The sequence below is a fragment of the Streptomyces meridianus genome (assembly GCF_023703325.1).
Classification (GTDB): Bacteria; Actinomycetota; Actinomycetes; order Streptomycetales; family Streptomycetaceae; genus Streptomyces; species Streptomyces meridianus.
This window is the reverse complement of the sequence record NZ_JAMQGM010000023.1, coordinates 15,575-40,721: the sequence shown is the minus strand read 5'-3', so window position 1 is coordinate 40,721 and position 25,147 is coordinate 15,575. Positions and strand designations below refer to the sequence as shown.

General features: G+C 71.7%; 23 protein-coding genes. 11 read left to right on the top strand and 12 right to left on the bottom strand.

Going from position 1 to position 25,147, the window contains the following annotated elements; translation table 11 throughout:
- Positions 1–15 precede the first annotated feature (15 nt).
- Entirely contained in the window at positions 16–453 is a 438-nt protein-coding gene (locus M1E25_RS11015) for a gamma-glutamylcyclotransferase family protein (protein WP_251413350.1), read from the bottom strand.
- Positions 454–538: 85 nt separating this feature from the next.
- Here M1E25_RS11015 and M1E25_RS11010 point away from each other — a divergent pair, with 85 nt between their 5' ends.
- Together M1E25_RS11010 and M1E25_RS11005 are read left to right on the top strand one after the other, a co-directional pair.
- Positions 539–2,047 (top strand): NAD(P)H-quinone dehydrogenase, encoded by a 1,509-nt coding sequence (locus M1E25_RS11010; RefSeq protein WP_251413348.1) that lies wholly within the window; start codon positions 539–541, stop codon positions 2,045–2,047.
- A gap of 171 nt (positions 2,048–2,218) precedes the next feature.
- The gene (locus M1E25_RS11005; protein WP_251413629.1) at positions 2,219–3,181 is read left to right on the top strand and encodes a DeoR/GlpR family DNA-binding transcription regulator; all 963 of its coding nucleotides are present in this window, start codon (positions 2,219–2,221) and stop codon (positions 3,179–3,181) included.
- A gap of 234 nt (positions 3,182–3,415) precedes the next feature.
- On the opposite strand, the gene M1E25_RS11000 is transcribed toward M1E25_RS11005, so the two are convergent.
- Positions 3,416–5,179 (bottom strand): acetyl/propionyl/methylcrotonyl-CoA carboxylase subunit alpha, encoded by a 1,764-nt coding sequence (locus tag M1E25_RS11000; RefSeq protein ID WP_251413346.1) that lies wholly within the window; start codon positions 5,177–5,179, stop codon positions 3,416–3,418.
- Between the two features lie 382 nt (positions 5,180–5,561).
- Between M1E25_RS11000 and M1E25_RS10995 the strand changes: the two genes are divergently transcribed.
- A complete protein-coding gene (locus tag M1E25_RS10995) occupies positions 5,562–6,002 on the top strand; it encodes a hypothetical protein (RefSeq protein WP_251413344.1) in 441 nt (146 codons plus the stop codon).
- Positions 6,003–6,055: 53 nt separating this feature from the next.
- Here the strand turns inward: M1E25_RS10995 and M1E25_RS10990 are convergent, their stop codons facing one another.
- From M1E25_RS10990 to M1E25_RS10975, 5 genes are all read right to left on the bottom strand, one after another.
- Positions 6,056–6,673: a nucleoside triphosphate pyrophosphatase gene (locus tag M1E25_RS10990; protein WP_251413343.1), complete on the bottom strand. Its 618-nt coding sequence runs from the start codon at positions 6,671–6,673 to the stop codon at positions 6,056–6,058.
- Positions 6,674–6,787: 114 nt separating this feature from the next.
- Complete coding sequence (locus M1E25_RS10985; protein WP_251413340.1) at positions 6,788–8,146, bottom strand: erythromycin esterase family protein; 1,359 nt, start codon at positions 8,144–8,146, stop codon at positions 6,788–6,790.
- A gap of 164 nt (positions 8,147–8,310) precedes the next feature.
- Positions 8,311–8,439 carry a morphogenic membrane protein MmpB gene (gene mmpB, locus M1E25_RS25615; protein ID WP_285830631.1) on the bottom strand — a complete coding sequence of 43 codons (129 nt, stop codon included), beginning with the start codon at positions 8,437–8,439 and terminating at the stop codon, positions 8,311–8,313.
- An 81-nt stretch (positions 8,440–8,520) separates the two neighbouring features.
- Positions 8,521–8,724 (bottom strand): acyl-CoA carboxylase subunit epsilon, encoded by a 204-nt coding sequence (locus tag M1E25_RS10980; RefSeq protein ID WP_251413337.1) that lies wholly within the window; start codon positions 8,722–8,724, stop codon positions 8,521–8,523.
- Positions 8,725–8,738: 14 nt separating this feature from the next.
- Positions 8,739–10,346, bottom strand: coding sequence for an acyl-CoA carboxylase subunit beta (locus M1E25_RS10975; protein ID WP_251413324.1), 1,608 nt, complete (start codon positions 10,344–10,346; stop codon positions 8,739–8,741).
- A gap of 249 nt (positions 10,347–10,595) precedes the next feature.
- Here M1E25_RS10975 and M1E25_RS10970 point away from each other — a divergent pair, with 249 nt between their 5' ends.
- The 5 genes from M1E25_RS10970 to hutH all read left to right on the top strand — a co-directional run bounded on the left by M1E25_RS10970 (position 10,596) and on the right by hutH (position 16,655).
- Positions 10,596–11,573 (top strand): biotin--[acetyl-CoA-carboxylase] ligase, encoded by a 978-nt coding sequence (locus M1E25_RS10970; RefSeq protein ID WP_251413321.1) that lies wholly within the window; start codon positions 10,596–10,598, stop codon positions 11,571–11,573.
- A 104-nt stretch (positions 11,574–11,677) separates the two neighbouring features.
- Complete coding sequence (locus M1E25_RS10965) at positions 11,678–12,772, top strand: adenylate/guanylate cyclase domain-containing protein (protein WP_251413319.1); 1,095 nt, start codon at positions 11,678–11,680, stop codon at positions 12,770–12,772.
- 165 nt (positions 12,773–12,937) lie between these two features.
- A complete protein-coding gene (locus M1E25_RS10960) occupies positions 12,938–13,741 on the top strand; it encodes an enoyl-CoA hydratase/isomerase family protein (protein WP_251413317.1) in 804 nt (267 codons plus the stop codon).
- A gap of 162 nt (positions 13,742–13,903) precedes the next feature.
- Positions 13,904–14,992 (top strand): GGDEF domain-containing protein, encoded by a 1,089-nt coding sequence (locus M1E25_RS10955; RefSeq protein WP_251413626.1) that lies wholly within the window; start codon positions 13,904–13,906, stop codon positions 14,990–14,992.
- A gap of 118 nt (positions 14,993–15,110) precedes the next feature.
- The gene (hutH, locus tag M1E25_RS10950) at positions 15,111–16,655 is read left to right on the top strand and encodes a histidine ammonia-lyase (RefSeq protein WP_251413314.1); all 1,545 of its coding nucleotides are present in this window, start codon (positions 15,111–15,113) and stop codon (positions 16,653–16,655) included.
- 88 nt (positions 16,656–16,743) lie between these two features.
- Here the strand turns inward: hutH and M1E25_RS10945 are convergent, their stop codons facing one another.
- Entirely contained in the window at positions 16,744–17,064 is a 321-nt protein-coding gene (locus tag M1E25_RS10945) for a hypothetical protein (RefSeq protein ID WP_251413310.1), read from the bottom strand.
- A gap of 573 nt (positions 17,065–17,637) precedes the next feature.
- Here M1E25_RS10945 and M1E25_RS10940 point away from each other — a divergent pair.
- Complete coding sequence (locus M1E25_RS10940; protein WP_251413307.1) at positions 17,638–18,912, top strand: L,D-transpeptidase; 1,275 nt, start codon at positions 17,638–17,640, stop codon at positions 18,910–18,912.
- A gap of 124 nt (positions 18,913–19,036) precedes the next feature.
- Here M1E25_RS10940 and M1E25_RS10935 read toward each other — a convergent pair whose 3' ends face one another.
- Both M1E25_RS10935 and M1E25_RS10930 read right to left on the bottom strand, forming a co-directional pair.
- Positions 19,037–19,423: a hypothetical protein gene (locus tag M1E25_RS10935; RefSeq protein WP_251413304.1), complete on the bottom strand. Its 387-nt coding sequence runs from the start codon at positions 19,421–19,423 to the stop codon at positions 19,037–19,039.
- Positions 19,424–19,550: 127 nt separating this feature from the next.
- A complete protein-coding gene (locus tag M1E25_RS10930) occupies positions 19,551–20,264 on the bottom strand; it encodes a polysaccharide deacetylase family protein (protein ID WP_251413611.1) in 714 nt (237 codons plus the stop codon).
- A 504-nt stretch (positions 20,265–20,768) separates the two neighbouring features.
- On the opposite strand from M1E25_RS10930, the gene M1E25_RS10925 reads away from it, so the two are divergent.
- On the top strand, positions 20,769–21,284 hold the full coding sequence (locus M1E25_RS10925; protein ID WP_251413610.1) for a snapalysin family zinc-dependent metalloprotease: 516 nt from the start codon (positions 20,769–20,771) through the stop codon (positions 21,282–21,284).
- A 615-nt stretch (positions 21,285–21,899) separates the two neighbouring features.
- Here M1E25_RS10925 and msrA read toward each other — a convergent pair.
- Together msrA and M1E25_RS10915 are read right to left on the bottom strand one after the other, a co-directional pair.
- Positions 21,900–22,565: a peptide-methionine (S)-S-oxide reductase MsrA gene (msrA, locus tag M1E25_RS10920; RefSeq protein ID WP_251413301.1), complete on the bottom strand. Its 666-nt coding sequence runs from the start codon at positions 22,563–22,565 to the stop codon at positions 21,900–21,902.
- A gap of 109 nt (positions 22,566–22,674) precedes the next feature.
- A complete protein-coding gene (locus tag M1E25_RS10915) occupies positions 22,675–23,793 on the bottom strand; it encodes a hypothetical protein (protein ID WP_251413298.1) in 1,119 nt (372 codons plus the stop codon).
- A gap of 163 nt (positions 23,794–23,956) precedes the next feature.
- Here M1E25_RS10915 and M1E25_RS10910 point away from each other — a divergent pair, with 163 nt between their 5' ends.
- Entirely contained in the window at positions 23,957–25,120 is a 1,164-nt protein-coding gene (locus tag M1E25_RS10910) for a cystathionine gamma-synthase (RefSeq protein ID WP_251413294.1), read from the top strand.
- The last annotated feature ends 27 nt before the right edge of the window (positions 25,121–25,147 follow it).

The following is a 25,147-nucleotide window of genomic DNA, read 5'->3' as shown; positions in this document are numbered from 1 at the left end:
ACCGAGGTACGGGGCTCAACAGGGGCGCTTGCGCAGTTCCATCACGTAGTCGTGGGGCGCGCCCGCGGACTCGGCGGCGTCGGCTATCTCGCCCAGGTAGCGGGCCGAGGGGAGCCCGCCCTCGTAGCCGTTGAGCACGTACAGCCAGGCCGCATCCTCGCCGTCCAACGTGTGTACGCGCACCCGCATCCGGCGGTAGATGTCCAGGCCCACACCCTCCCAGCGGTCCATCGCGTCCTCGTCCATGTCGGCGATGTCGTAGAGGGCCACGAAGACCTGGGAACGGGGGGCCTCGGCGATGGTAGCCAGTGCTCCTTCCCAGCCCATGTGCTCGCCGCCGAAGGTGAGCCGCCAGCCGGAGAGCCAGCCGGTGCCGCGCAGCGGGGAGTGCGGTGCGCGGCGGGACATCAGCCGCGCGTCGAGGTTGCCGGCGTACGCGGCGTAGAGCGACATGGGACGAGCCTACGGGAGGGGCGCTCGCATTGGTCGGGCTCGGGCCGTACCCCCCGGGCACCGGGTCCCGGTACCGTGCGGGACAATGGAGCATGTGACTCGGATCGTGATCATCGGTGGCGGACCCGGCGGATACGAGGCGGCCCTGGTGGCCGCCCAGCTCGGCGCGGAGGTGACCGTCGTCGACCGGGACGGTCTGGGCGGCGCCTCGGTGCTCACCGACTGCGTGCCGTCGAAGACCCTCATCGCGACCGCCGAGGTGATGACGACCTTCGACTCCTCCTACGAGGAGCTCGGCATCATCGTCGCCGACGACACCCCGCCCATCGAACAGGCGGCGCGGGTCGTCGGCGTGGACCTCGGCAAGGTGAACCGGCGGGTGAAGCGCCTCGCGCTCGCCCAGTCCCACGACATCACGGCCTCCGTCACCCGGGCCGGCGGGCGCGTCGTCCGCGGGCGCGGACGCCTCCGGCCCGCGCAGGCGCCGGACGGCACCCGGCGGGTGACGGTGACGGCCGGCGACGGCAGCACCGAGGAGCTGGTCGCCGACGCCGTGCTGGTCGCGACCGGCGCGCACCCGAGGGAGATCCCGGACGCGCAGCCGGACGGCGAGCGCATCCTCAACTGGACCCAGGTGTACGACCTGGACGAGCTCCCCGAGGAGCTCATCGTGGTCGGTTCCGGTGTCACCGGCGCCGAGTTCGCGGGCGCCTACCAGGCGCTCGGTTCGAAGGTCACCCTGGTCTCGAGCCGGGACCGGGTGCTGCCGGGCGAGGACCCGGACGCGGCCGCGGTGCTGGAGGACGTCTTCCGTCGCCGCGGCATGAACGTCATGGCCCGCTCACGCGCTGCCTCGGTGAAGCGTGTCCCCGGGCATGCACGCGCACAGGGACCCTCCTCGCCGAAGGCGGACGAGGAGGGACGGGTGGGCGACCGGGTCGAGGTGACGCTCGCCGACGGCCGGGTCATCTCCGGCACCCACTGCCTGATGGCGGTCGGCTCGATCCCCAACACCGCCGACATGGGACTGGAGGACGCCGGGGTGCAGCTCCGGGACTCCGGGCACATCAGGATCGACCGGGTCTCGCGCACCAGTGCGCCCGGCGTCTACGCCGCGGGTGACTGCACCGGCGTGTTCGCTCTGGCGTCCGTCGCGGCGATGCAGGGCCGGATCGCGATGTACCACGTCCTGGGCGAGGCGGTCGCGCCGCTCAACCTCAGGACCGTGTCGGCGAACATCTTCACCGACCCGGAGATCGCCACCGTCGGCTACAGCCAGGCGGACATCGACTCCGGGCGGATGGACGCGCGCGTGGTGAAGCTGCCGCTGCTGCGCAACCCGCGCGCCAAGATGCAGGGCATCCGGGACGGCTTCGTCAAGATCTTCTGCCGCCCGGGCACCGGGATCGTGGTCGGCGGCGTGGTCGTCGCCCCGCGGGCGAGCGAGCTCATCCACCCCATTGCGCTGGCCGTCGACAACAACCTGACGGTGGAGCAGATGGCCAACGCCTTCACGGTCTACCCGTCGCTGTCGGGCTCGATCGCCGAGGTGGCACGGCAGTTGCACACGCGGAAGACGCAGGGCGAGGAGTAGCCGGGCGACACTGCCGTGGGGCCGATGTCGGTTCTGTCCGCTCCTTTACCACTTGTCGGTCCCGGCTGCGAACAACATCTGGTATTCGGCGCAAAGTGCTGAAACCAGACGCCTCGTGGGGTTACTGTCAGTTCCGTGTTCGCTGCAGAACGTCGCCAGTTGATCCTCGAAATGGTGCGCGCCAACGGAGCGGTGTCGCTCCGTGAGCTCGCCCGCGTCGTCCAGACCTCCGAAGTGACCGTACGGCGAGACGTGCGCGCACTCGAGGCAGAAGGACTCCTCGACCGCCGCCACGGCGGTGCCGTCCTGCCGGGCGGACTCACCCGCGAGTCCGGCCTCCCGCAGAAGTGCCACCTCGCCACCGCGGAGAAGACGGCGATCGCCGATGCCGCCGCGACGCTCGTCGGCGAGGGCGAGGCAGTCGTCGTCGGGGCGGGGACGACCACCCAGGAGCTGGCCCGCAGGCTGGCCAGGATCCCCGGGCTCACGGTCGTCACCAACTCGCTGCTCGTCGCCCAGGCACTGGCCCATGCCAACCGGGTGGAGGTCGTCATGACCGGAGGCACCCTGCGCGGCTCCAACTACGCCCTGGTGGGCAGCGGCGCCGAGCAGTCCCTGCAGGGACTGCGGGTCTCCCGCGCCTTCCTCTCGGGCAGCGGCCTGACCGCCGAGCGCGGACTGTCCACGTCCAACATGCTGTCCGCCAGTGTCGACCGGGCGCTCGTCCAGGCGGCGTCGGAGGTGGTGGTCCTCGCCGACCACACCAAGCTCGGCACGGACACCATGTTCCAGACGGTGCCGACCGACGTCATCACCCGGCTGGTGACGGACGAGCCGCCCGCGCAGGACGACCGGGCCGCCACCGAACTCCAGCTGCTCGCCGATCAGGGCGTGCAGATCACCGTCGCGGGTCCGGGCGGCGAGGCGGGAGGGCCGGCAGGGCGCCGGCGGCGCATGGGCTCGGCGGTGGGCGGCGCCCTGGGCGACCCCGACGACCTTCCGCTGCCGGGACAGCGGCGCAACCGCCCGCCTGGTGTGGGCGCTCCGCCGCAGCTCCGCTCGGCCGCCGGCGCGGCGGAGCAGCAGGCAGCCGGTCTGGGCCGCATCTCGGACCTCGCCCCGCGCCGCCGGTAGCACGGCGAACGGCGGCTCGCGGCGGATGCCCGGAGTCCGCCGGCCGGTTCTGCTGCCGCCGTGCCGAACGCACCCGGTCCCGGCCGGTTGCCCTTGGCACGGCGTCAACGTGTCGCACGGAGGCACGGGTTCGGCGGGCTTGCTGTGCCGGCCGTGGTCGTCCTCCCGACCGGAACGACGGATCCCCGCCGTCCGTGGGGACGGCGGGGATCCGCGGGATGCGTGGCGCGGGCGTCAGTCCTTGATCTCGCAGATGACGCCACCGGAGGTCACAGAGGCGCCGACCTCGGCAGTGAGCCCCTTGACGGTCCCGGAGCGGTGCGCGTTCAGCGGCTGCTCCATCTTCATGGCCTCCAGGACGACGATGAGTTCGCCCTCCTGGACCTCCTGGCCGTCCTCGACGGCCACCTTCACGATGGTGCCCTGCATCGGCGAGGCGAGCGCGTCGCCGGACGCGGCGGCACCCGCCTTCTTCGACGCCTTGCGCTTGGGCTTCTTGGCGCCTCCCGCGGGCGCGGCGGCCATGCCCAGTACGGCCGGGAGCGACACCTCGAGCCGTTTGCCTCCGACCTCGACCACGACGGTCTCGCGGCTCTCGGCCCCGGCATCGTCGGCCCCCGGCGCGGTGAACGGCTTGATCTCGTTGACGAACTCCGTCTCGATCCACCGGGTGTGGACGGTGAACGGGTCGGTGGAGCCGCCGAGCTCCGGGGCGAACGCCGGGTCCGTGACCACCGTGCGGTGGAACGGGATGGCGGTCGCCATGCCCTCGACACGGAACTCCGCCAGTGCACGGGCCGCACGCTGGAGGGCCTGCTTGCGGGTGGCGCCGGAGACGATCAGCTTGGCCAGCAGCGAGTCCCAGGCCGGGCCGATGACCGAACCGGACTCCACACCGGCGTCCAGCCGGACGCCGGGGCCGGCCGGCGGGCTGAACAGGGTGACGGTGCCGGGCGCGGGAAGGAAGTTGCGGCCCGGGTCCTCGCCGTTGATGCGGAACTCGAAGGAGTGGCCGCGCACCGGCGGGTCGTCGTAACCGAGCTCCTCGCCGTCGGCGATGCGGAACATCTCGCGGACGAGGTCGATGCCGGTGACCTCCTCGGTGACCGGGTGCTCCACCTGGAGTCGGGTGTTCACCTCGAGGAAGGAGATCGTGCCGTCGAGGCCGACGAGGAACTCGACCGTGCCCGCGCCGACGTAGCCGGCCTCCTTGAGGATCGCCTTGGAGGCCTTGTACAGCTCGGCGTTCTGGGCCTCGCTGAGGAACGGCGCCGGGGCCTCCTCGACGAGCTTCTGGTGGCGGCGCTGCAGCGAGCAGTCACGGGTGGACACGACAACGACGTTGCCGTGCTTGTCGGCCAGGCACTGGGTCTCGACGTGCCGCGGCTTGTCCAGGTAGCGCTCGACGAAGCACTCGCCGCGGCCGAACGCGGCGACCGCCTCGCGGACCGCCGAGTCGTACAGCTCCGGGATCTCCTCGAGGGTCCGGGCGACCTTGAGACCGCGACCGCCGCCGCCGAAGGCCGCCTTGATGGCGATCGGCAGGCCGTGTTCCTCGGCGAAGGTGACGACCTCGTCGGCGCCGGAGACCGGGTCGGGGGTGCCCGCGACGAGCGGTGCACCGGCGCGCTGGGCGATGTGACGGGCGGCGACCTTGTCGCCGAGGTCGCGGATCGCGTGCGGGGGCGGGCCGATCCACGTCAGGCCGGCGTCCATGACCGCCTGGGCGAACTCGGCGTTCTCCGACAGGAATCCGTACCCGGGGTGGACCGCGTCCGCCTCGGAGTCGGCAGCCGCCTTCAGCACCTTGCCGATGTCCAGATAGCTGGCTGCCGGGGTGTCGCCACCCAGCGCGTAGGCCTCGTCGGCAGCGCGGACGTGCAGAGCGTCCCGGTCCGGGTCGGCGTAGACGGCTACGCTCAGGATCCCGGCATCCCGGCAGGCGCGGGCAACGCGGACAGCGATTTCGCCTCGGTTGGCGATGAGCACCTTGCGCACGATGGCTCCCTCCTTGAAACAAGGCGAGTTTAGGGACAGTCGACACGGCCTGCCGACCCGAACCTGTGGGTGAGCTTCCCCACACGTCGCGTCACCCAGGGGCTGTCCGATGGTGAAAAGGCTTGTGGCACCAAGGTACGCCGGGTTCACCCGAGGCTTGCCCGGGACACGGTGTGGTCAAGATCTCCACGTCGTGATCCACCAAGTGCTCGCCATCCTTTGTGGGGTCTCCACGACTGGGGCGGTGAAACTTTGCGGCAAGAGGATCCGCTGTACGGGCTGATGAGGAGAATCCGGCGCACCTCTTGTCCAGGGTGAATACCCGTTAGTAGCGTGCGCGATGTTTCTGTACTCGTGGTAACGGTGAGAAGTAGGTGGCTCGGTGGGGCGCAGACCGGTGGCGGCATTGGCCGCGGTGGTACTGGTGGCGGAGGCGTTCGGCATCGTGATGCTGAACTGGATCCTGGGGCTGGCGGTCCAGCACCAGGACATGTCCCTGGCCGGGCTCGACCCGGATCTCATGAAGACCTCCACCTGGGCGAACGGCGTCCTCATAGGCATATACCTGCTGGTCTGTGCCTACTTCGAGGGTCGTTGCGCGCTGACCGACAAGGCGCCCGGCCGGCTGCCCCGCATCGCGCTGATCAGCTGCGCGGTGGTGCACGCGGTCATCGGCGCGGTCACCGTCGGCCTCGTCGGCTGGGCGGCCTTTGCCTTGATGATGGTGACGTTCGGCCTGGTCGTGTTCACCCTGATCTCCTACGGTGAACCGCGCGAGCAGGCGCCGGCCCAGGCCACGGAGCCCGAGCCCGAGCCGGCCTGACGCCCGTTCGGGCCCCGGGACCGGACGGTCCCGGGGCCCGGCGGTTGCAGGACCTACCGGGCCCAGAGTTCCGTGATCCCCACTCCGAGGTCGGCGAGCAGGCGGCGCAGCAGCGGCAGGGACAGCCCGATGACGTTCCCGGCGTCGCCCTCGATCCCGTCGATGAACGGCGCCGACCGCCCGTCGAGGGTGAAGGCGCCTGCGACCTGGAGGGGCTCGCCCGTGGCCACGTACGCGGAGATCTCCTCGTCCGTGGGTTCGCCGAAGCTGACTGTCGTGGAGGCGGTGGCCGACACGCTCCGTCCGGTCGCCGTGTCGACGACGCAGTGGCCGGTCCGCAGGACCCCGGCCCGTCCCCGCATGGACTTCCACCGGCCGATGGCGTCCTCGGCGTCGGCGGGCTTGCCCAGCGCCCGGCCGTCCAGCTCCAGCACCGAGTCGCAGCCGACGACCAGCGCCCCCGCAGCTTCCGGCCGCTCCGCCACGGCCGCTGCCTTGGCCTCCGCCAGCACCCGGGCCAGCTCGGCCGGGCTGCCGGCGGTGATCGCGTCCTCGTCCACTCCGCTGACGATCGGCTCGGGGTCGAGGCCGGCCTGGCGCAGCAACCCGAGCCGGGCCGGAGAGGCTGACGCGAGGACGAGGTGGCGGCGGGGTGCTGCGTGAACGGTCATGCCGGCGAGCCTAGAGGCCCTGCGCTGCACACCCCAACCGGCCGGCTGCACCCCGTGCCCGCCCCGCCGGAAGGGCCGGGCAGGGCCGGCCCCCGGGCGGGGCGGGTGGTGCGATCACTGGGGCAGCATGTGGGACGCGGTGCCGCGCCGCAGGTGGATCAACATGTCGGAGAACCGGCGCAGGGCGATCTTCTCCATGTCTACGGGATAGGAGAAGTCCGCACCGATGAACCGACTCGGCCGTGGCATGGACGCCCACGTCCGTGCGGGACCGCGGAGGGTGCGAAGGTCGGCGAAGTACTGGGGGTGGGGGACCTTGTTCAGCGTGTACTCGTTCGAGCCGGGCGGTGGCGGTCCCACGACGTAGGGCCGCACGCCGAAGTACCCGTCCGTCACGTACGAGGAGTTGAACGATCCCTGTCCGAAGGTGGTGCGGAGGTTGGTGTAGTCGGGGCCGAAGCGGTCACGGAGGAAGCCGCCCATTCTGCGGAAGCCGTCCGACGGCAGGGCCTCCAGGTAGGCGACGTGGCTGTTGTGCGCGGAGACCACCGTCCTGTCGTGGCTGTAACGGTGCCACCAGGCCACGTTGGCGGCCATGGTCCGGTCCCGGTCCTGGAGCGCTTCGGTGATGCCTTCCTCGGTGTTGGGATAGGCGTAGAAGCGGGTGCTCTGCGCGATGACACGGGCGGTCTGCACGGCGATCGGGTCGGGCGCCGGCTGCTGTTCACGCAGCAGCAGGTAGGCCTGGCGGGCGCGCTCGGCCATGTCGGTCAGATCGGCGGCCGGCCGGCGTTGGTACTCCCGGGTCGCCTCCGCCACCGATCCCGTGGGACGGCCGCGGTACAGATCGTCGAAGGCCGGCTTCAGGTCCGGGTAGTGCCGGGCGACGAAGTCCAGCACCCGGTCGTAGAGCCGGGGCTCCACCGGCGTCATGTCGAAGCCCATGAACTGCAGCTTCTCGGCGTGTCCGGCGTTGTGGGCGCGCATCCACTCGAAGAGCCGCGCGTACTCCTCGTTCGCCCAGAGAATGTCGTCGGCCTGGAAGGACGCCCGCATGATGGCGCGGATGTCGCCCGGTCCACCGAGCACCCACGCGTTGATGTCCAGTCCGGCGCCCCAGCCGGTCTCCCGGCCGAAGCTCGCGAAGCCCTTCTTCTCGACGAGGTAGCGAAAGAGGCGGTGCTGGAGGGTGAAGAACTCGTGTGTCCCGTGAGTGCCCTCGCCCACCCCCACCAGATCGGCCGCGCCGACCGAGCGGCCGAACGGGCGCAAGTCACCCAGCGGGCCGTACGGCTCGGTCGTGGCGAGGGGACGCGCCGCGCGGGTCAGCCCGGCCACTACCGCCGGATCCGCCGGGGCCGGCTGCGATGTCGCGTGCGCTGCGGGCTGGTTGGTGAGGAGGGTGCACAGGGCCAGGAGCAGTGTCAGCAGCGCGGCGGGGGCGCGGGACGGTAGGCGGCCGGTGGGCGGCATGGTGCTCTCTTTCGACGCGTTGCCGATGGAACGCGATCAGGATGCGTCCGCGGTCCGCAGCGCTCGCCTCCCGTCGTGTCCGCCTCACCCGTCGAGCGGACCGTCGCCACCCGCACGGTCGATCGAGGCGACGCAGGCCCGTTCTCGGCCCGGCGCCCGTGCCGTCACCGCACGCCCAGCACCAGCATCAGCGCGACCATGGCGAGAGCCAGCACCAGCCCGGCCCGGCGCAGCATCGCTTCGGCCGCCCGCAGGTCGTCGGGGGGCTCGTCGGGCGGGTCGGACCACAGCATGTCTCCGATCCTGCGCGGCGGAACGGCAGTGCCGCCTGAGTACGGGTACTCAGGCGGCACTCAGTCCGGGTCCGGTGCGGCTCAGGCCGGCCAGTACGTGGTGCGCCAGGCCTTGGGCCCCGGATGCGGCAGCCGGCGGCCCGGCACGGTGCGTGCCGGGTCCGACCACTCGTCCGTCTCGTCGGGTTCCGCGGATGCGGCGCCCGCCGCAGCGCGTGCCTGGACCACCGTGAGCGCGGCGGCCAGTTCCTCGGGGGTGGGATTGCCCCTCACGACCTTGAACATCTTCTGCACACTCCTCAGAGCGGGATGTTGCCGTGCTTCTTCGGCGGCAGGGACTCGCGCTTGTTGCGCAGCGTGCGGAGCCCGCGGACGATGTGGCGGCGCGTCTCGGACGGCATGATCACAGCGTCCACATACCCCCGCTCCGCGGCGACATACGGGTTCAGCAGCGTGTCCTCGTACTCGGCGATCAGCCGCGCCCGGGTCTCCTCCAGCTCCTCCGGCGTTCCGCAGGCCGCCAGGGTGCGCCGGTGCAGGATGTTGACCGCTCCCTGCGCGCCCATCACGGCGATCTGCGCCGTCGGCCAGGCCAGGTTGAGATCGGCGCCCAGGTGCTTGGATCCCATGACGTCGTAGGCGCCGCCGAACGCCTTGCGCGTGATGACGGTGATCAGCGGGACGGTCGCCTCGGCGTACGCGTAGATCAGCTTGGCGCCGCGCCGGATGATGCCGTCGTACTCCTGGTCGGTGCCGGGCAGGAAGCCGGGCACGTCGACGAAGGTGATCACGGGCACGTTGAACGCGTCGCAGGTGCGTACGAAGCGCGCGGCCTTCTCGGAGGCGTCGATGTTGAGGCAGCCCGCGAACTGCATGGGCTGGTTGGCGACGATGCCCACCGGGTGACCCTCGACCCGGCCGAAGCCGGTGACGATGTTGGGCGCGAACAGCGGCTGCGTCTCGAGGAACTCGTTGTCGTCGAGGACGTGCTCGATGATCGCGTGCATGTCGTACGGCTGGTTGGCCGAGTCGGGGATGACCACGTCCAGCTCGCGGTCCTCGTCCGAGGTCTCGAGGTCTGCCTCCTCCGGGAAGGCCGGGGGCTCGGAGAGGTTGTTGGACGGCAGGTATGCCAGCAGGGACTTGACGTACTCGATCGCGTCCTTCTCGTCGCCCGCCATGTGGTGCGCGACGCCGGAGGTGGCGTTGTGCGTGCGGGCGCCACCCAGTTCCTCGAAGCCGACGTCCTCGCCGGTGACCGTCTTGATGACGTCAGGGCCGGTGATGAACATGTGCGAGGTCTGGTCCACCATCACGGTGAAGTCGGTGATCGCGGGGGAGTAGACCGCGCCGCCCGCGCACGGGCCGACGACCAGGCTGATCTGCGGGATGACACCGGACGCGTGGGTGTTGCGGCGGAAGATCTCGCCGTACAGGCCGAGCGCGCTCACGCCCTCCTGGATGCGGGCGCCGCCGGAGTCGTTGATGCCGATGACCGGGCAGCCGTTCTTCAGGGCGAAGTCCATCACCTTGACGATCTTCTCGCCGAAGACCTCGCCCAGTGCCCCGCCGAAGACCGTGAAGTCCTGTGAGAACACGGCGACCGGGCGGCCGTCGACCGTGCCGTAACCCGTCACGACGCCGTCGCCGTACGGGCGGTTGGCGTCCAGACCGAAGTTCGTCGAGCGGTGCCGGGCGAACTCGTCCAGTTCGACGAACGATCCCTCGTCCAGCAACAGGGCGATGCGCTCACGCGCGGTCAGCTTCCCCTTGGCGTGCTGCTTCTCGACCGCCCGCGCGGAGCCGGCGTGCGTCGCCTCCTCGATGCGCCGCTGAAGATCCGCGATCTTCCCGGCGGTGGTGTGGCTGCTTGCGTTGTTCTCCGGCGCGATTTCCGGCTCGGACATCGGGATGCGGCTCCTGCTCGTCCTCGAGGGGTCCCCTGCCGTCGGCAGGGACGGGCTACCGCCTCGTAGCGTATCGGCGGGGCTGCTGCCCGGCAGTGCGGTGTTGGCCACACACCGGATGCCGGCGGACCGGGCATTCGCCGCGTCCGCGTGCGTAAGGGGTGGGCGAACGCCTGGTCCGCCGCGGAACACTCCGGCCGGCGTCGCACCGGAGCCGCCCGATCCCGCCCCCGCTTCTATGCTGGCCGCATGACGCCGACACCACCCGGCCACCGGGCAGCGGACGGTCCCGGCGCGCAGCGCCCCGGCGGACGCTGGACCGATCTGGACCGGCCGCCGCTGAACTCCGCCGGGCTGACGCGCGCGCTGACCGGCGGAGACAGCCTGTGGACCTCGGTGGAGGTCGTGGAGGCGACCGGTTCCACCAACTCCGATCTCGCGGCCCGTGCCCGGGCCGGGGCCCCCGAGGGCTCCGTTCTCGTCGCCGAGGAGCAGTCCGCGGGCCGCGGCAGGCTCGACCGGCAGTGGACGGCACCGGCCCGGTCGGGGCTGTTCTTCTCGGTCCTGCTGCGCCCGGGTGCCGGCGCGGACGCAGCGGACGGCGGCGCGGCCCCGGTGCCCCAGGAGCGCTGGGGCTGGCTGACGTTGCTCGCGGGCGTCGCCACGGCGAGCGCCCTGTCCCGCGCCGCCGGCGTCGACACCGCCCTCAAGTGGCCCAACGACGTGCTGGTCCGTGTCGACGGTGTCGAGCGCAAGACCGGCGGCATCCTGGCCGAGCGCACGGGCGACGCCGTGGTGGTGGGCATCGGTCTCAACGTCACCCTGCGCGCCGACGAGCTGCCCGTGCCGGGGGCCGGTTCTCTCGCGCTGGCCGGGGCGGTCTCCACCGACCGGGACACGCTGCTGCGGGCGGTGCTGCGGTCGATCGCCCAGTGGTACGCGGACTGGCGGTCGGCCGGCGGGGACCCGGGGGCCAGCCGGCTCCAGGAGGCCTACGCGGCGGGCTGCGCGACGCTCGGCCGCACGGTACGGGCCGTGCTGCCCGGCGGCACGGAGACGGTGGGTGAGGCCGTCGCCGTCGACGGGGACGGCCGGCTGGTGCTCGCCCTGCCCGACGGCGGACGTCGGGCGGTGGCCGCGGGGGACATCGTCCATCTCCGGCCGGCTCCCGGCGCAGGCGGCGTCACCAGTGACGACGGCCGATCCGGGGCCCGCGCGGACGAGTGAGCCAGGGCACATCTGCCGTATCGTTTGAGGCGGCCGAACAGGCAGGCGGATCAGGCGAGAGTGATCGGAAGGGTTGTGCGCACGGATCGGACAGGTGGCGGGCGGTGACCGCTGATGAGAGGAGCTCCGACGAGGACGCTCCGGACGAGGTCAACCCGCTCGCCCTGCGGCTCGAGGCTCTGATCCTCGGCGCCGACCGGCAGTACACGCCGTTCCAGGCAGCGCGCAGCGCCGGTGTCTCCATGGATCTCGCCGCCCGTTTCTGGCGGGCGATGGGGTTCGCGGACATCGGCCAGGCGAAGGCGCTCACCGAGGCCGATGTCCTCGCCCTGCGGCGACTGGCGGGTCTGGTCGAGGCCGGCCTGCTCAGCGAGCCGCTGGCCATTCAGGTGGCCAGGTCCACCGGCCAGACGACCGCCCGTCTCGCCGAGTGGCAGATCGACTCCTTCCTGGAGGGGCTCACCGAACCGCCGGAGCCCGGCATGACCCGGACCGAGGTCACGTATCCGCTGGTGGAGCTGCTCCTGCCGGAGCTGGAGGAGTTCCTCGTCTACGTGTGGCGGCGCCAGCTCGCCGCCTCGACCGGCCGTGTGGTGCAGGCGCAGGACGACGAGGAGATGGTGGACCGGCGGCTCGCCGTCGGATTCGCCGACCTGGTCGGGTTCACCCGGCTGACCCGGCGCCTGGAGGAGGAGGAGCTCGGCGAGCTGGTCGAGGCCTTCGAGACGACCTGCGCCGACCTGGTGGCCGCACACGGCGGGCGGCTGATCAAGACGCTCGGCGACGAGGTGCTGTATGCGGCCGACGACCCCGCGATCGCCGCCGAGATCGGCTTGCGGCTGATCGAGACGCTGATGAACGACGAGACCATGCCGGAACTGCGGGTCGGCATCGCCTTCGGCACGGTGGCGACTCGGATGGGCGACGTCTTCGGCACCACCGTGAACCTGGCCAGCAGGCTGACGTCGATAGCGCCCAAGGACGCCGTTCTGATCGACGGAGCACTGGCCGAGGAGCTCATGCGCTCCGGCGACGCGCCCCGGTCGGAGGCCGAGGCCGCGGCGGCGCTCAAGGAGGGCGGGGACGCGGCGGCGGCCGTGACGGCCTCCGCTTACCGCTTCGCCCTGCAGCCGCAGTGGCAGCGGCCGGTGCGTGGCCTGGGCGTCGTGGAGCCCTGGCGTCTGACCCGGCGCGACTGAACTGCGGACCGCACGGCCCGCGACCGAAAGGGTCCGCCCCGCACTGCCGTCCGTGCCCACCGGGTCCCTCGGCCCGGCTGCATGCCCCGCCTGCGGCTCTGGCCGGGCGAGCCTTCGGATGGGATGATCCGCTGAACGATCGTTAACCACGGGAGGGACGCAGGGATGAGCGGAACCGAGACGCGCTACGGGGAGTGGATCGCCGTTCGGCGGCACGGATCGCATGTGGCGGAGCTGGCGCTGGACCGTCCCAAGGCCATGAACGCGGTCTCCACCGAGCTGGCCCGCTGCCTCGCCGAGGCGTGCGACGCCCTCTCCGCGGACCGGACCGTGCGTGCGGTGGTCGTGACCTCGACCAACGAGCGCGCCTTCTGTGTGGGCGCGGACCTGAAGGAGCGCAATTCCTTCACGGGCGCCGACTTCGCCCGCCAGCGTCCGCAGACCAGGGCCGCGTACACGGGTGTGCTGGAACTGCCGATGCCCACCGTCGCGGCCGTGCACGGCTACGCCCTCGGCGGCGGTTTCGAGATCGCCCTGTCGTGCGACCTGATCGTGGCGGACCGCACCGCCGTGGTCGGCCTGCCGGAGGTGTCCGTCGGGGTGATTCCCGGCGGGGGTGGCACGCAGCTCCTGCCGCGGCGCGTGGGCGCCGCCCGGGCAGCGGAACTCGTCTTCACCGCCCGGCGGGTGGAGGCCGAGGAGGCCGAGCGTTTGGGACTCGTCGATCTGCTCGTCGACGCGGGGGGTGACACCGCCGAGGCCCTGGCACTCGCCGGCCGGATCGCGGCGAACTCGCCCGTCGGCCTGCGTGCCGCCAAGCGGGCGCTCCGTCTCGGGCACGGGCTGGACCTGCGGGCCGGACTCGAGGTAGAGGACAACGCCTGGCGCACCGTGGCCTTCTCGGGGGACCGTGCCGAGGGCGTTGCGGCGTTCAACGAGAAGCGGACGCCGGACTGGCCGGGTGAATGACCCCGCCCCTTCCCAACCGGGGTGAGTAGGGCAAATCATGCCTAATGTTCCTACTCTGGGTGCAGTGCGGGCACGCGGAGTGGGAAACGTGAGGTGTGGCTACCGGTGGCGGGCGACGAGGGCGATGTGCGGCTGCGGGCCGTGGTGCAACTGGCCCAGGCGATGGCCGCCGCGCCTTCCCGGCGGGAGGCGGTCTGGGCCGCCGCCACCCGTGCGATGGTCGCCCTGGAGGGCACGTTCGCCGCAGTCTCCGCCTGGCAGCGCGACCGGGGCCGGCTGCGGGTGGTGGTGAACGTCGGCGAACTCGCCCCGGACGAGGAGGAGTTCCCCGAGTCCGAGACCTACCCGGTGCACGATTTCCCGGAGATCGCGGAGTTCCGCCACGACACCTGGTCCGGTGGCGGCGAGGCCAACGCCTGGGTGGAGACGGCCGAGGCCGCCCCGGACGAGGAGGGCCCGCACTGCCACAGCCGGGTGGCCGCCCTGCGCCGCCGGGGCCGAGGATGCTGCGTGGTCGCACCGATCGTCCTCCACGGGCGCGCCTGGGGAGAGCTCTACGTCGCACGCCGGGCCGGCCTGCGCGTCTTCGGGCGCCAGGACGCCGACTTCGCCGCCGTCCTGGCCTCGGTGACGGCCGTCGGCATCGCCCAGACCGAGCAGTTGGAGGTGGCCCGCCGGCTGGCCTTCACCGACCCGCTGACCGGGCTCGCCAACCGCCGGGCCGTCGACGTGCGGCTGGACGAGGCTCTGACGCAGCACCGCGACAGCGGCGCCGTCGTCAGTCTGGTCGTCTCCGACGTCAACGGGCTCAAGCGGGTCAACGACACCCGGGGGCACGCGGTGGGTGACCGGCTGCTGGAACGGTTCGGCTGCGTGCTCTCGCTCTGCGGGGCGATGCTCCCGGGGGCGCTCGTCGCCCGGCTCGGCGGTGACGAGTTCTGTCTGCTGGCCGTCGGCCCCCCGGCGGACGACGTGGTGGCCGTGGCACGTGAACTGTGCAGGAGGGCAGCCGAGTTGGACCTCGGGGAGGGAGTGGCCTGCGGGGTGGCGTCCACCGGGGACCCGATCGGCACCGTGCGGTCGGCGCGGCGCCTGTTCCGGCTCGCCGACGCGGCGCAGTACCGGGCCAAGGCGGCGCGTTCCCCGGTGCCCGTGGTCGCCGGCCGGGGCGGCCCGGACGATCCCGTGCTGCGCCTGGTGGACCGGGAGGCGCCCGGTGACGGGGTCGAGCGCCGCCGCTTCCGCAGGTGAACGGCGCAGCGGGGACGCAGCGGCCCGGAGCGCGGGGAACCGCGGGTCCACCCGGCGCGGTCCGTGTCGCCGGCGCCGGTGATGACTTTCAGGGATTCACTCTCTAGGGTGACTGAATATGAATATGCACACTGTGGTGGTGGGGACTTCCGGCGCCGTCGCGGACGACGTCATCGCCGTGGCACGCGGAGAGGCACGAGTCGAGCTGTCCGGCGAGGCCCTGGAGGCACTCGCTGCATCCCGCAAGGTGGTCGACGCCCTCGCCGCGAAGCCCGAGCCCGTCTACGGCGTCTCGACGGGCTTCGGCGCCCTCGCGGTGCGCCACATCGGCCCGGAACTCCGGGCCCAGCTGCAGCGCAACATCGTCCGCTCGCACGCCGCCGGCATGGGGCCGGGCGTCGAGCGCGAGGTGGTCCGGGCGCTGATGTTCCTGCGCCTCAAGACGGTCGCCTCCGGACGCACCGGAGTCCGCCCCGAAGTCGCCCGCACCATGGCCGCTGTGCTCAACGCCGGCATCACCCCGGTCGTGCACGAGTACGGCTCGCTCGGCTGCTCCGGCGACCTCGCGCCGCTCTCGCACTGCGCGCTGACGCTGCTGGGCGAGGGCGACGCCCAAGGGCCCGACGGCGTGGTGCGGCCCGCCGGCGAGCTGCTCGCCCAGCACGGCATCGAACCGGTCGTCCTCCGCGAGAAGGAGGGCCTCGCCCTGCTGAACGGCACCGACGGCATGCTCGGCATGCTCGTGATGGCCTGCGCGGACCTCGCCCGACTGCTCACCTCCGCGGACATCACCGCGGCCCTCTCGCTCGAGGCCCTGCTCGGCACCGACCGCGTCCTCGCGCCAGAGCTCCACGCCATCCGCCCCCACCCCGGTCAGGCGGCCAGCGCCGACAACATGCTGCGCGTCCTCGCGGGCTCCGGCCTGACCGGGCACCACCAGGACGAGGCGCCGCGGGTCCAGGACGCGTACTCGGTCCGCTGCGCCCCACAGGTCGCCGGTGCCGGCCGCGACACGCTCGCCCACGCCCGGCTGGTGGCCGAACGGGAGCTCGCCGCCGCCGTCGACAACCCGGTCGTCCTGCCCGACGGACGGGTGGAGTCGAACGGCAACTTCCACGGCGCGCCCGTCGCCTACGTGCTGGACTTCCTGTCCGTGGTCACCGCCGACCTCGCCTCGATAGCGGAGCGGCGCACCGACCGGCTGCTCGACAAGAACCGCTCGCACGGCCTGCCGCCGTTCCTCGCGGGCGACCCGGGGGTCGACTCGGGACTGATGATCGCCCAGTACACGCAGGCCGCGCTGGTCGGCGAGATGAAGCGGCTGGCGGTCCCGGCATCCGTCGATTCGATCCCGTCCTCCGCGATGCAGGAGGACCATGTGTCGATGGGCTGGTCCGCGGCGCGGAAGCTACGCACGTCCGTCGACAGCCTGTGCCGGGTCATCGCGGTCGAACTCGTCGCGGCCGCCCGGGGAATCGAGCTGCGGCACGGCCTGACGCCCGCTCCGGCGAGTCGGGCGGTGCTGGAGGCCGTCCGCGCGGCCGGGGTGGAGGGGCCGGGCGGCGACCGCTTCCTCGCCCCCGACCTGGCGGCCGCGGAGGCGTTCGTGCGCTCGGGCCGGCTGGTGGCCGCGGCGGAGTCCGTGACCGGTCCACTCGCCTGAGGGCCGGCGGCAGGAGCGTGACCGACGGCGCCGGACGCGGTGCCGGCGCGGTGGAATCGCCCTTCCGGCAACGGTGGTTGAGGTGACGTCAGACCGGCTGCGGGACGGCCCGGCGGGAGCGGCGGACGCTGTGCGCCAGCAGGATGGCGCCGAAGCCGAGGAAGGTCGTGCCGCCCACCAAATAGGGCGTGGTGTCCACGCTCCCGGTCGCGGCGAGCGAGGCGGTGCGGGCACCGGTCGCTTCCGCGCCTGCCGGGACGGTCTGCGCGCCCTGCCCGGCCGGCTGCGCCCGGGCCTGTTCGACCTGTATTCGATCTCCCGGGTTCGCGTTCGCGGAGGGCACGAACCAGAGGCCGCAGAGCAGGATTCCGGCGGTGGCGGCAGTCATCAGCGGTCGGCGTGCGGACACGTCAAGGACCCCTTGTGCAGATCGCGAACTGGCAGGCGTGGCAATGCTAGTGACACATGTCAGGGGTACGGAAGGCCAGGGTTCCGCAGCCTTCCGCCCTCGCGTCCGCCCCTCGCGCGAGCGCGCGCCCCCCGCCGTCGTCGCAAGCCGCCCGCGAGCGCTCCGGGGTCCGCCCGGCAGGTTCGGGGCGGGCGGCCGGTCGCCGGGCCGATTTCGCCGAGGGGGTTCACGAAAGCGGCATCTCACGGCATTCTGGTCGGGAAAGATGTCCACTATCGATGGACATCGTGCATATGCGACCCCGGAGACGGGGGCGGTCGGGACTGATCCTCGCGAGGGCGGGAACCAGCGTCCCGTGGGCTTGTCAACGATGACGACAGGGCCCCCGGAGAGCCGGGCGGCGGCGCATCGCGACCGCTTCCCGATCGCTCCTCGGGGCGCTCCGAACGTGTCCTGGCCCACATTTTCGATCGGTCCGGGAACCGACGGGCACGCCGAGGTGTTCTTCAGTAGGTGACTGGGTGAAGTGTGTGCCCCATGTCCCGGTCGGGGGATTCAGCGATTTCCGTAGCAATGGAGAAGCGTGTGATGACGGACGGTAAGCGACGCAAGGGCCTGGTGGCCGTAGCGGCGCTGCTCGGCGGTGTGCTGACGCTCGCCGCTTGCGGTGACGACGCCGGTGGCAAGGCCGGTGCCGGCAACGGCCACGCCAAGTCACAGGCCCAGGTCGACAAGGCGGTCGCCGAGGACGCCTCCGACGCCCGAATAAAGATCACACCGGAGGACGGTGCGAACAACGCGGGCATCAACAACGACGTCCGGGTCGCTGTCACCGGCGGAAAGCTCACCGACGTCAGGATGACCGCCGTGGCGAGCGGGGCCGAGGTGCCCGGCACGATGGCGGCCGACGGCAAGTCCTGGAAGCCCCAGGGCCAGCTGCAGCGCGCCACCAAGTACGCGATCACGGCCAAGGCCGAGGACGCGAAGGGGCGGGGCGCCACCGAGAACTCGAAGCTGACGACCGTCTCCCCCGCGAACAGCTTCATCGGCAACTTCACGCCGGAGGACGGTTCGACCGTCGGCGTCGGCATGCCGGTGTCGATCCGTTTCGACAAGGCGATCACGAACAAGGCCGACATCGAGCGGCGGATCAAGGTCTCCTCGACCAGCGGTCAGCAGGCCGTCGGCCACTGGTTCAACGACACCCGTCTCGACCTGCGTCCGCAGAGCTACTGGCAAGCCGGCTCCACCGTCACGCTGAAGCTCGACCTCGACGGTGTCGAGGGCGCCCCCGGCGTCAAGGGCGTGCAGGACAAGACGGTGACCTTCAAGGTCGGGCGCAACCAGGTCAGCACCGTCGACACCAAGAGCAAGAAGATGACCGTCACCCGCGACGGCAAGACGATCAAGACCATCCCGATCTCCGCCGGCAGCCCGGAGAACCCCACCTACAACGGCCAGATGGTGATCTCCGAGAAGTTCAAGGAGACCCGGATGGACGGCTCGACCGTCGGCTTCAAGAAGAAGAACGGCAAGGGCGAGTACGACATCAAGGACGTGCCGCACGCCATGCGGCTGTCCACCTCCGGCACCTTCATCCACGGCAACTACTGGGGCGACGACTCGGTCTTCGGCAACGTCAACACCAGTCACGGCTGCGTCGGCCTGAACGACAAGAAGGGCGGCGACGACGCGAAGCAGGCGGGCGCCTGGTTCTACGAGAACTCGCTCATCGGCGACGTGGTCGTGGTGAAGAACTCGCCGGACAAGCAGATCCAGCCCGACAACGGTCTCAACGGCTGGAACATGACCTGGGACAAGTGGGTCGCGGGCAGCGCGCTCAGCTGACCGGCGCACTCTCGTCCGGCAACGGCGGTGGCCGGCCACCCTTCGCGGGTGCCGGCCGCCGCCGTCGTTCGTGCGGACCGCGCCCCGGCTCGGTCGCCGGGGCGCGGAGCGACGCGGGCCGCACTCAGTCCTTGCGGTGGTAGAGGAGCAGATAGTTCGCGACGAGGAACATGCCGGCCCCGACGAAGAAGCCGATGAACGACGCCTTGAGCCAGGTGTTCGCCCCGCACAGGCTGTTCAGATAGCCGACCGCGCTGCCGAACAGGGCGGCGTACAGGGTGGCCACCTGTTCGCGGGGCAGGGACGCCTGAACCCTGCCGATGCCGAAGGCGAGCACGCCCGCGACGGCCGCACCCACCACGCCCAGAATGATCGCGCTGTGGGTCGCGGCGCCCCCGTTGCGGTCGAGCCACCCCGCGTATGCGCCGAACGCCAGGCCGGCGAGGACCGGGATCGTGATCTCGGCGTGCAGACGTACCCGGTGCGGCCGCACGGCAGCATGTGCGTTCATCCCGGCGCTCCTCTCGACGCTCCCCTCACCTCAGGTCACACCCGGGCCCCGGCAGCGGCAACTTGATCACCGGCCCACGGCCGGCGTGTGACCGGCGACCTGCGGAGGGGGGCAGTCCGGTCGCAGCTCACTCACCGCAGTCGAGCGGGAACGGCACGCTCTCGTCCACGGGACCGCTGTTGCGGCAGAACAGGTAGCCCTGGGCGTGCAGATCGTCGATGATGCCTCCGACGGCGTCCGGGAAGTGGTACTCGAGGTGCCCGAGGACGACCCCTCCGGCCTTCTCGGAGGCGGGGGCGTCGCGCACGATCGCCCGGATGCTCTCGGCCGAGCGGTAGCCGTCCCCGGTGACCTCCCAGTCCAGGGTGTCGAGCGTCCAGGTGCAGATGCGCATCCCGAGGTCCGCGGCCATGGTCTCCTCGCGCGGTCCGTAGTCCCCGTACGGCGGGCGCAGCAGGGTCGAACGGATTCCGCCCTCGATCTCCTGGCGGGCGCCGTCGTCGGTGAGCCGCGTCAGGTGCGGATGCGAGTAGCTGTGGTTGGCCACCCAGTGGCCCTGTCCGCGCAGCTCCCGGACGATGTCGTCGTGCTCCTGCGCGAACTCGTTGACGAGGAAGTACGCCGCCCGGATCCCGCGGGACCGCAGGTACTCGCCGACGGCCGTGGCTCGGTACGGGTCGCTGTAGCCCCAGTCGTCGAACGTCAGCAGCACCCGGCCGGAGGTGTTGCCGCAGCGGGAGGCCGAGTAGTCCTCGGCGGCGGCACCGGCCTCCGTGCTGTCGGTCGGGTTCACGCCCAGCGCGAGGAACGAGGCGAGCGCCAGGAACGCTGCTGTCCGCATCGTCACGAGATCCCTCCGTACCGAGCCGGGGGCTTCCTGATCGCAACGTAAGGTCACCGGGCGAGCACGGCAGCGTGGGTGCGGCTGTTCGGGCGGCCGGCCTCGGGCGGCTCCATGCGGGCGCCCTGGTCCGGAGGGGGCCCGGCGCGGCCTGCGCGCCGCCCCGGGCCGGACACCTGCCTCACGTTGCCGCTTGCCGGGCTCTTCCGGGACGGTCGGCTCGCGCAATGGCTCGACTCCCGTATGCGTCCCGCATTCCGCATCCCGAACATTGCGGTGAGCTGGGAAGCGGGGCATCCGACGTCAACACATGCATGAAAAGCGGACGTCGGCGGGTCGGAAGACCAGCCCCCTTCATCCGCCGGGTGGGCCCGAAAGCATCGCGGGGTCCTCTACCCATGTCATGTTCATGGTGTCATTCTGGGGCGTCGCCAGATTCCTTTCCCCCACGAGGAGGCCGATGTGTTGACAGGCAGAGCCGTGCGCGCGTTCTTCGCGAGCCTGATGGTGGTGGGCGCCGTGGCGCTGACGGGCAGTCAATCTGCTGCCGCCGCAGCGCCGGAGCAGCCCCTCGCCGGACGCGTCCTGACGTACGACGCCAGTGCGTCCGCCGAGTTCCACGACGCCGTCGACGACGGCGCGGCGGTGTGGAACAGCAGTGTGACCAACGTCCAACTGCGCCCCGCCCAGGCGGGAGAGACGCCCAACATCCGCATCGTCGCCGACGACGGCTGGCCGCGGGCCGTCACCACGAGCCTCGGCAACGGCACCGTCTACATGGGCCGCGAGGCGGCGGACTACAACTGGGTGCGCATCGCGTCGCACGAACTCGGCCACATACTCGGTCTGCCCGACATGAAGCCCGGTCCGTGCTCCAGCCTGATGTCCGGTTCCTCCGCCGGGACCGCGTGCAACAACGTCTACCCGGACGCCTACGAGAAGGCCTGGGTCGAGGACAACTTCGCGGGCGGTTTCGCACCGTCGAAGGCCTGGGAGCGTCCCCTGGTGTTCCAGGACTGACCGGCGCGCACAGTAGGTGCACGGACCGCGGGCCGGCGGTTCGGGGATTCCGAACCGCCGGTGCGGGACGCCCGCGGACTGGCCGACCTGCTCGAGGAAGACGACGACGTGAGCGTCGCCGCCGTGAGCGTCGCCGAACTACAGCTCGGAGTCGAGCTCGCGGACGGGAGTCGACGGGTCCGGCGACAGGAATTCGTCGACGGAGTGCGTGCCCTCGTCCGTCGAGGACTACACCCCGGACGTGGCCATGGTGTACGCCCGACTTCTCGCTCATGTACGGCGAGAGGGGAAGCCCCGGGGCGCCCACGACCTGATCATCGCTGCCACGGCCGCTGCCACCGCCAGGACTCTGCTGACGACGGACGGGAAGGCCGCGTTCGACGTCCTCCCCGGTGTCCATGCCGTGATGCACGGCCGACCGTCAGTCCGTGCGGGCTCGGTTCTCCGGGAGCGAGCCGGCTGCACGGCGGCGATCCTGTCGTTCCACGACGACGCTTCGACCGGTCATGGTGCGCATCCAAGCACCGGGGTCCGACAACGGCGCGGAACGAGGGAACGCCCGTATGCCGACGGGCTCGCGCACGTCCCAGGCGCCTGGGCGGCCGGCCGGACGGTTCAGCCGCCCGCCGGAGCCACCCCGACGGGGCAGGACTGGCCCGTGCCGCCGATACCGCAGTAGCCGTTCGGGTTCTTGTCCAGGTACTGCTGGTGATACGCCTCGGCGTAGTGGAACGGGCGCCCCTCCGCGGAGTGGATCTCCGTGGTGATGGCCCCGTAGCCCGCCGCGGTCAGCACCGGCTGGTAGGCGTCCCGGGACGCCTCGGCCGCGGCCTGCTGGCCGGGAGTATGCGTGTAGACCGCGGAGCGGTACTGGGTGCCGTGGTCGTTGCCCTGCCGGAATCCCTGGGTGGGATCGTGCGCCTCCCAGAAGACCTTCAGCAGGTCGTTGTACGGGACCACCGCTGGGTCGAACACCACCCGGACCGCTTCCGTGTGGCCGGTCATCCCGCTGCACACCTCCTCGTAGGTGGGGTGCGGGGTGTGACCGCCCTGGTAGCCGACCAGAGTCGTCCAGACCCCGGGGACCTGCCAGAACACGCGCTCCGCGCCCCAGAAGCAGCCGAGGCCGAAGTCGGCAACCTCCAGGTGCTCCGGGTACGGGCCGGCCAGCGGGTTGCCGAGCACCGTGTGGCGCTCCGACAGCGGGAATCCCGGCGTCTCACGCCCGGGCAGCGCCTCCTCCGGGGTGGGCATCCGCGTCCGGGCACGGTTCAGGAACATGAGGATCTCCTCGCAGTGACGTCCCTTCCGACAACGTCCGCACCGCCGCGAAGATTCCGTTAACCGGCCCCCACGCCCGGGGCGCGGGCAGACCGGAACCTTCCCGGCCCTACGCCTGCGGCCCCCGGTCGGGCAGCGTCGCCGGGCTCCCGCCCTGGTCCTCCCAGCCGGCCACGGCCAGCGTGCGGTAGGCCGTGTACGCCGCGACCGGGTCCGGCCCGTACGACCAGGGCACCGCCCCCACGTGCCCGTCCACGTGCCGAAGCTGCTCCATCGCCTCCGCGTAGCGCTCGGCCCGGACCAGGAACCAGACCAGCAGATGCCGTACGTGCGGCATCATCGGGTGGCCGGCCGGAGCCGTACGGGCCGCGAACAGTGCGCCCTCGATCGCGCGGCCGATCACCGCTCCCTGGAACAGTCCCCGGACGACGGTCAGTTCGGGCAGGTGCTCGAAGACGGCGAACAGCGGCAGTGCGGGCAGCAGGCTCTTCTCCGGAGCGGACGCCGCCGCACGGTGGGAGAACTCCTCCGCCAGCTCCTTCGAACCGTGCCACTTGCCGCACCAGTAGTTCAGTGCCGCCAGATGCGCGCCCATGTGGTCCGGAGCGCGCCGCGCGACCGTGCCCCACAGCTCTTCGAATTCGGCCGGACGGCAGCCGAGACCGGTCTCCACCGCGAGCCGGACGACGTACGGAGTCGGGTCACCGGGCGCCAGCAGAGCGGCCGCCTCGCACACCGTACGGGCCTCCTCCAGGATGATCCGGTACTCGTCCGATCCGGCACCCGCCTGCGTCTGACGGGCCTGGCGCACCAGGAACTCGGCGTGCACCAGCGCCCCGCCCGCGTCCTTGGGGGACTCCAGCCGCCAGGCGCGCAGCCAGCGCCCGCCCTCGCGCGGCTCCCGGGCCTGCTCCACCGCAGCCGCGCCGGCCAGTGTCTGGACCCGCTGCCAGCGCAGCTCCCAGTCGTCACCGGTCAGCGCGAGGAGCCGGGCCGCCGGCTCCCAGTCCTGCGTGGAGCGGATCTCCTGCAGCGTCTCGGCCAGTTCCCGGTCCGGCCCGGGCAGCCGGACGTCGAGCCGCTCCGGCGCCACGAACCCGTAGCTCCCGGTCGTGGCGGCAACGAACGGCTCCGCGGCCTGCCGGCTGCCGCGCATCCGCAGTACGGCGGGCACGATCAGCAGCCCGCCGAGCATGACGAGGCCGAGCAGGATGGTCAGAATCTCCATGGGCTGTCCTGTGTGTGGGGTCTGCTGCGAGGGGTCCGCGACACCGGCGGTCGCCGTGCCGGAGGGTGCGTCCGGGGCTGGGGACGCCGTCCCCGGCGGACAGTCTTCTGCATCGGCCCGTGAATGGGGAAGTTCGTCCGCCGCACGGCTACCCTCGGTTCCCATGAGCGACCAGTACCAGCATCGTGCCGCCCGGAGCTTCGAGACTCTGGCCATTCACGCAGGGCAGGAGGCGGACCCGCTGACCGGCGCCGTCGTGCCGCCGATCTACCAGGTGTCCACTTTCAAGCAGGACGGTGTCGGTGGCCTGCGCGGCGGCTACGAGTACAGCCGTTCCGCGAACCCCACCCGCACCGCGCTCGAGGAGAACCTCGCGGCGCTCGAGGGCGGCCGTCGCGGGCTCGCCTTCGCCTCGGGGCTCGCAGCCGAGGACTGCCTGCTGCGCTCGCTGCTCGTCCCCGGCGACCACGTCGTGATCCCGAACGACGCCTACGGCGGGACCTTCCGGCTCTTCGCCAAGGTCGTCGAGCGCTGGGGCGTGGAGTGGTCGGTGGCCGACTCCTCCGACCCGGCCGCCGTGCGTGGGGCGCTGCGGCCGCGTACGAAGATGGTGTGGGTCGAGACCCCGAGCAATCCGCTGCTCGGCATCACCGACATCGCCGCTGTCGCCGAGATCGCCCATACCGCAGGGGCCCGTCTGGTCGTCGACAACACCTTCGCCAGCCCGTACCTCCAGCAGCCGCTGGCGCTGGGCGCGGACGTCGTCGTGCATTCCATGACCAAGTACATGGGCGGCCACTCCGACGTGGTCGGCGGCGCGCTGGTCGTGAACGACGACGCGCTCGGCGAGGAGCTCGCGTTCCACCAGAACGCCATGGGCGCGATCGCCGGGCCGTTCGACTCGTGGCTGGTGCTGCGGGGCCTCAAGACGCTGGCCGTGCGCATGGACCGGCACACGGCCAACGCCGAGCGGGTCGTGGAACTGCTGGCCTCGCACCCGAAGGTGAGCCACGTCTACTACCCGGGCCTGGCCGAACACCCCGGGCACGACATCGCTGCCAAGCAGATGCGGGCCCACGGGGGCATGGTGTCGTTCCGCGTCGCCGGCGGTGAGCAGGCCGCGGTCGACGTGTGCAACCGTGCTGAGCTGTTCACCCTCGGTGAGTCGCTGGGCGGTGTCGAGTCCCTGATCGAGCACCCGGGCCGGATGACGCACGCCTCGGTGGCGGGCTCGGCTCTGGAGGTTCCCGCGGACCTGGTGCGGCTCTCGGTGGGCATCGAGGCTGTCGAGGACCTGCTGGCCGACCTGTCGGCGGCCCTCGGCTGACCTGTACCACGGAGTACCGGAACGGCC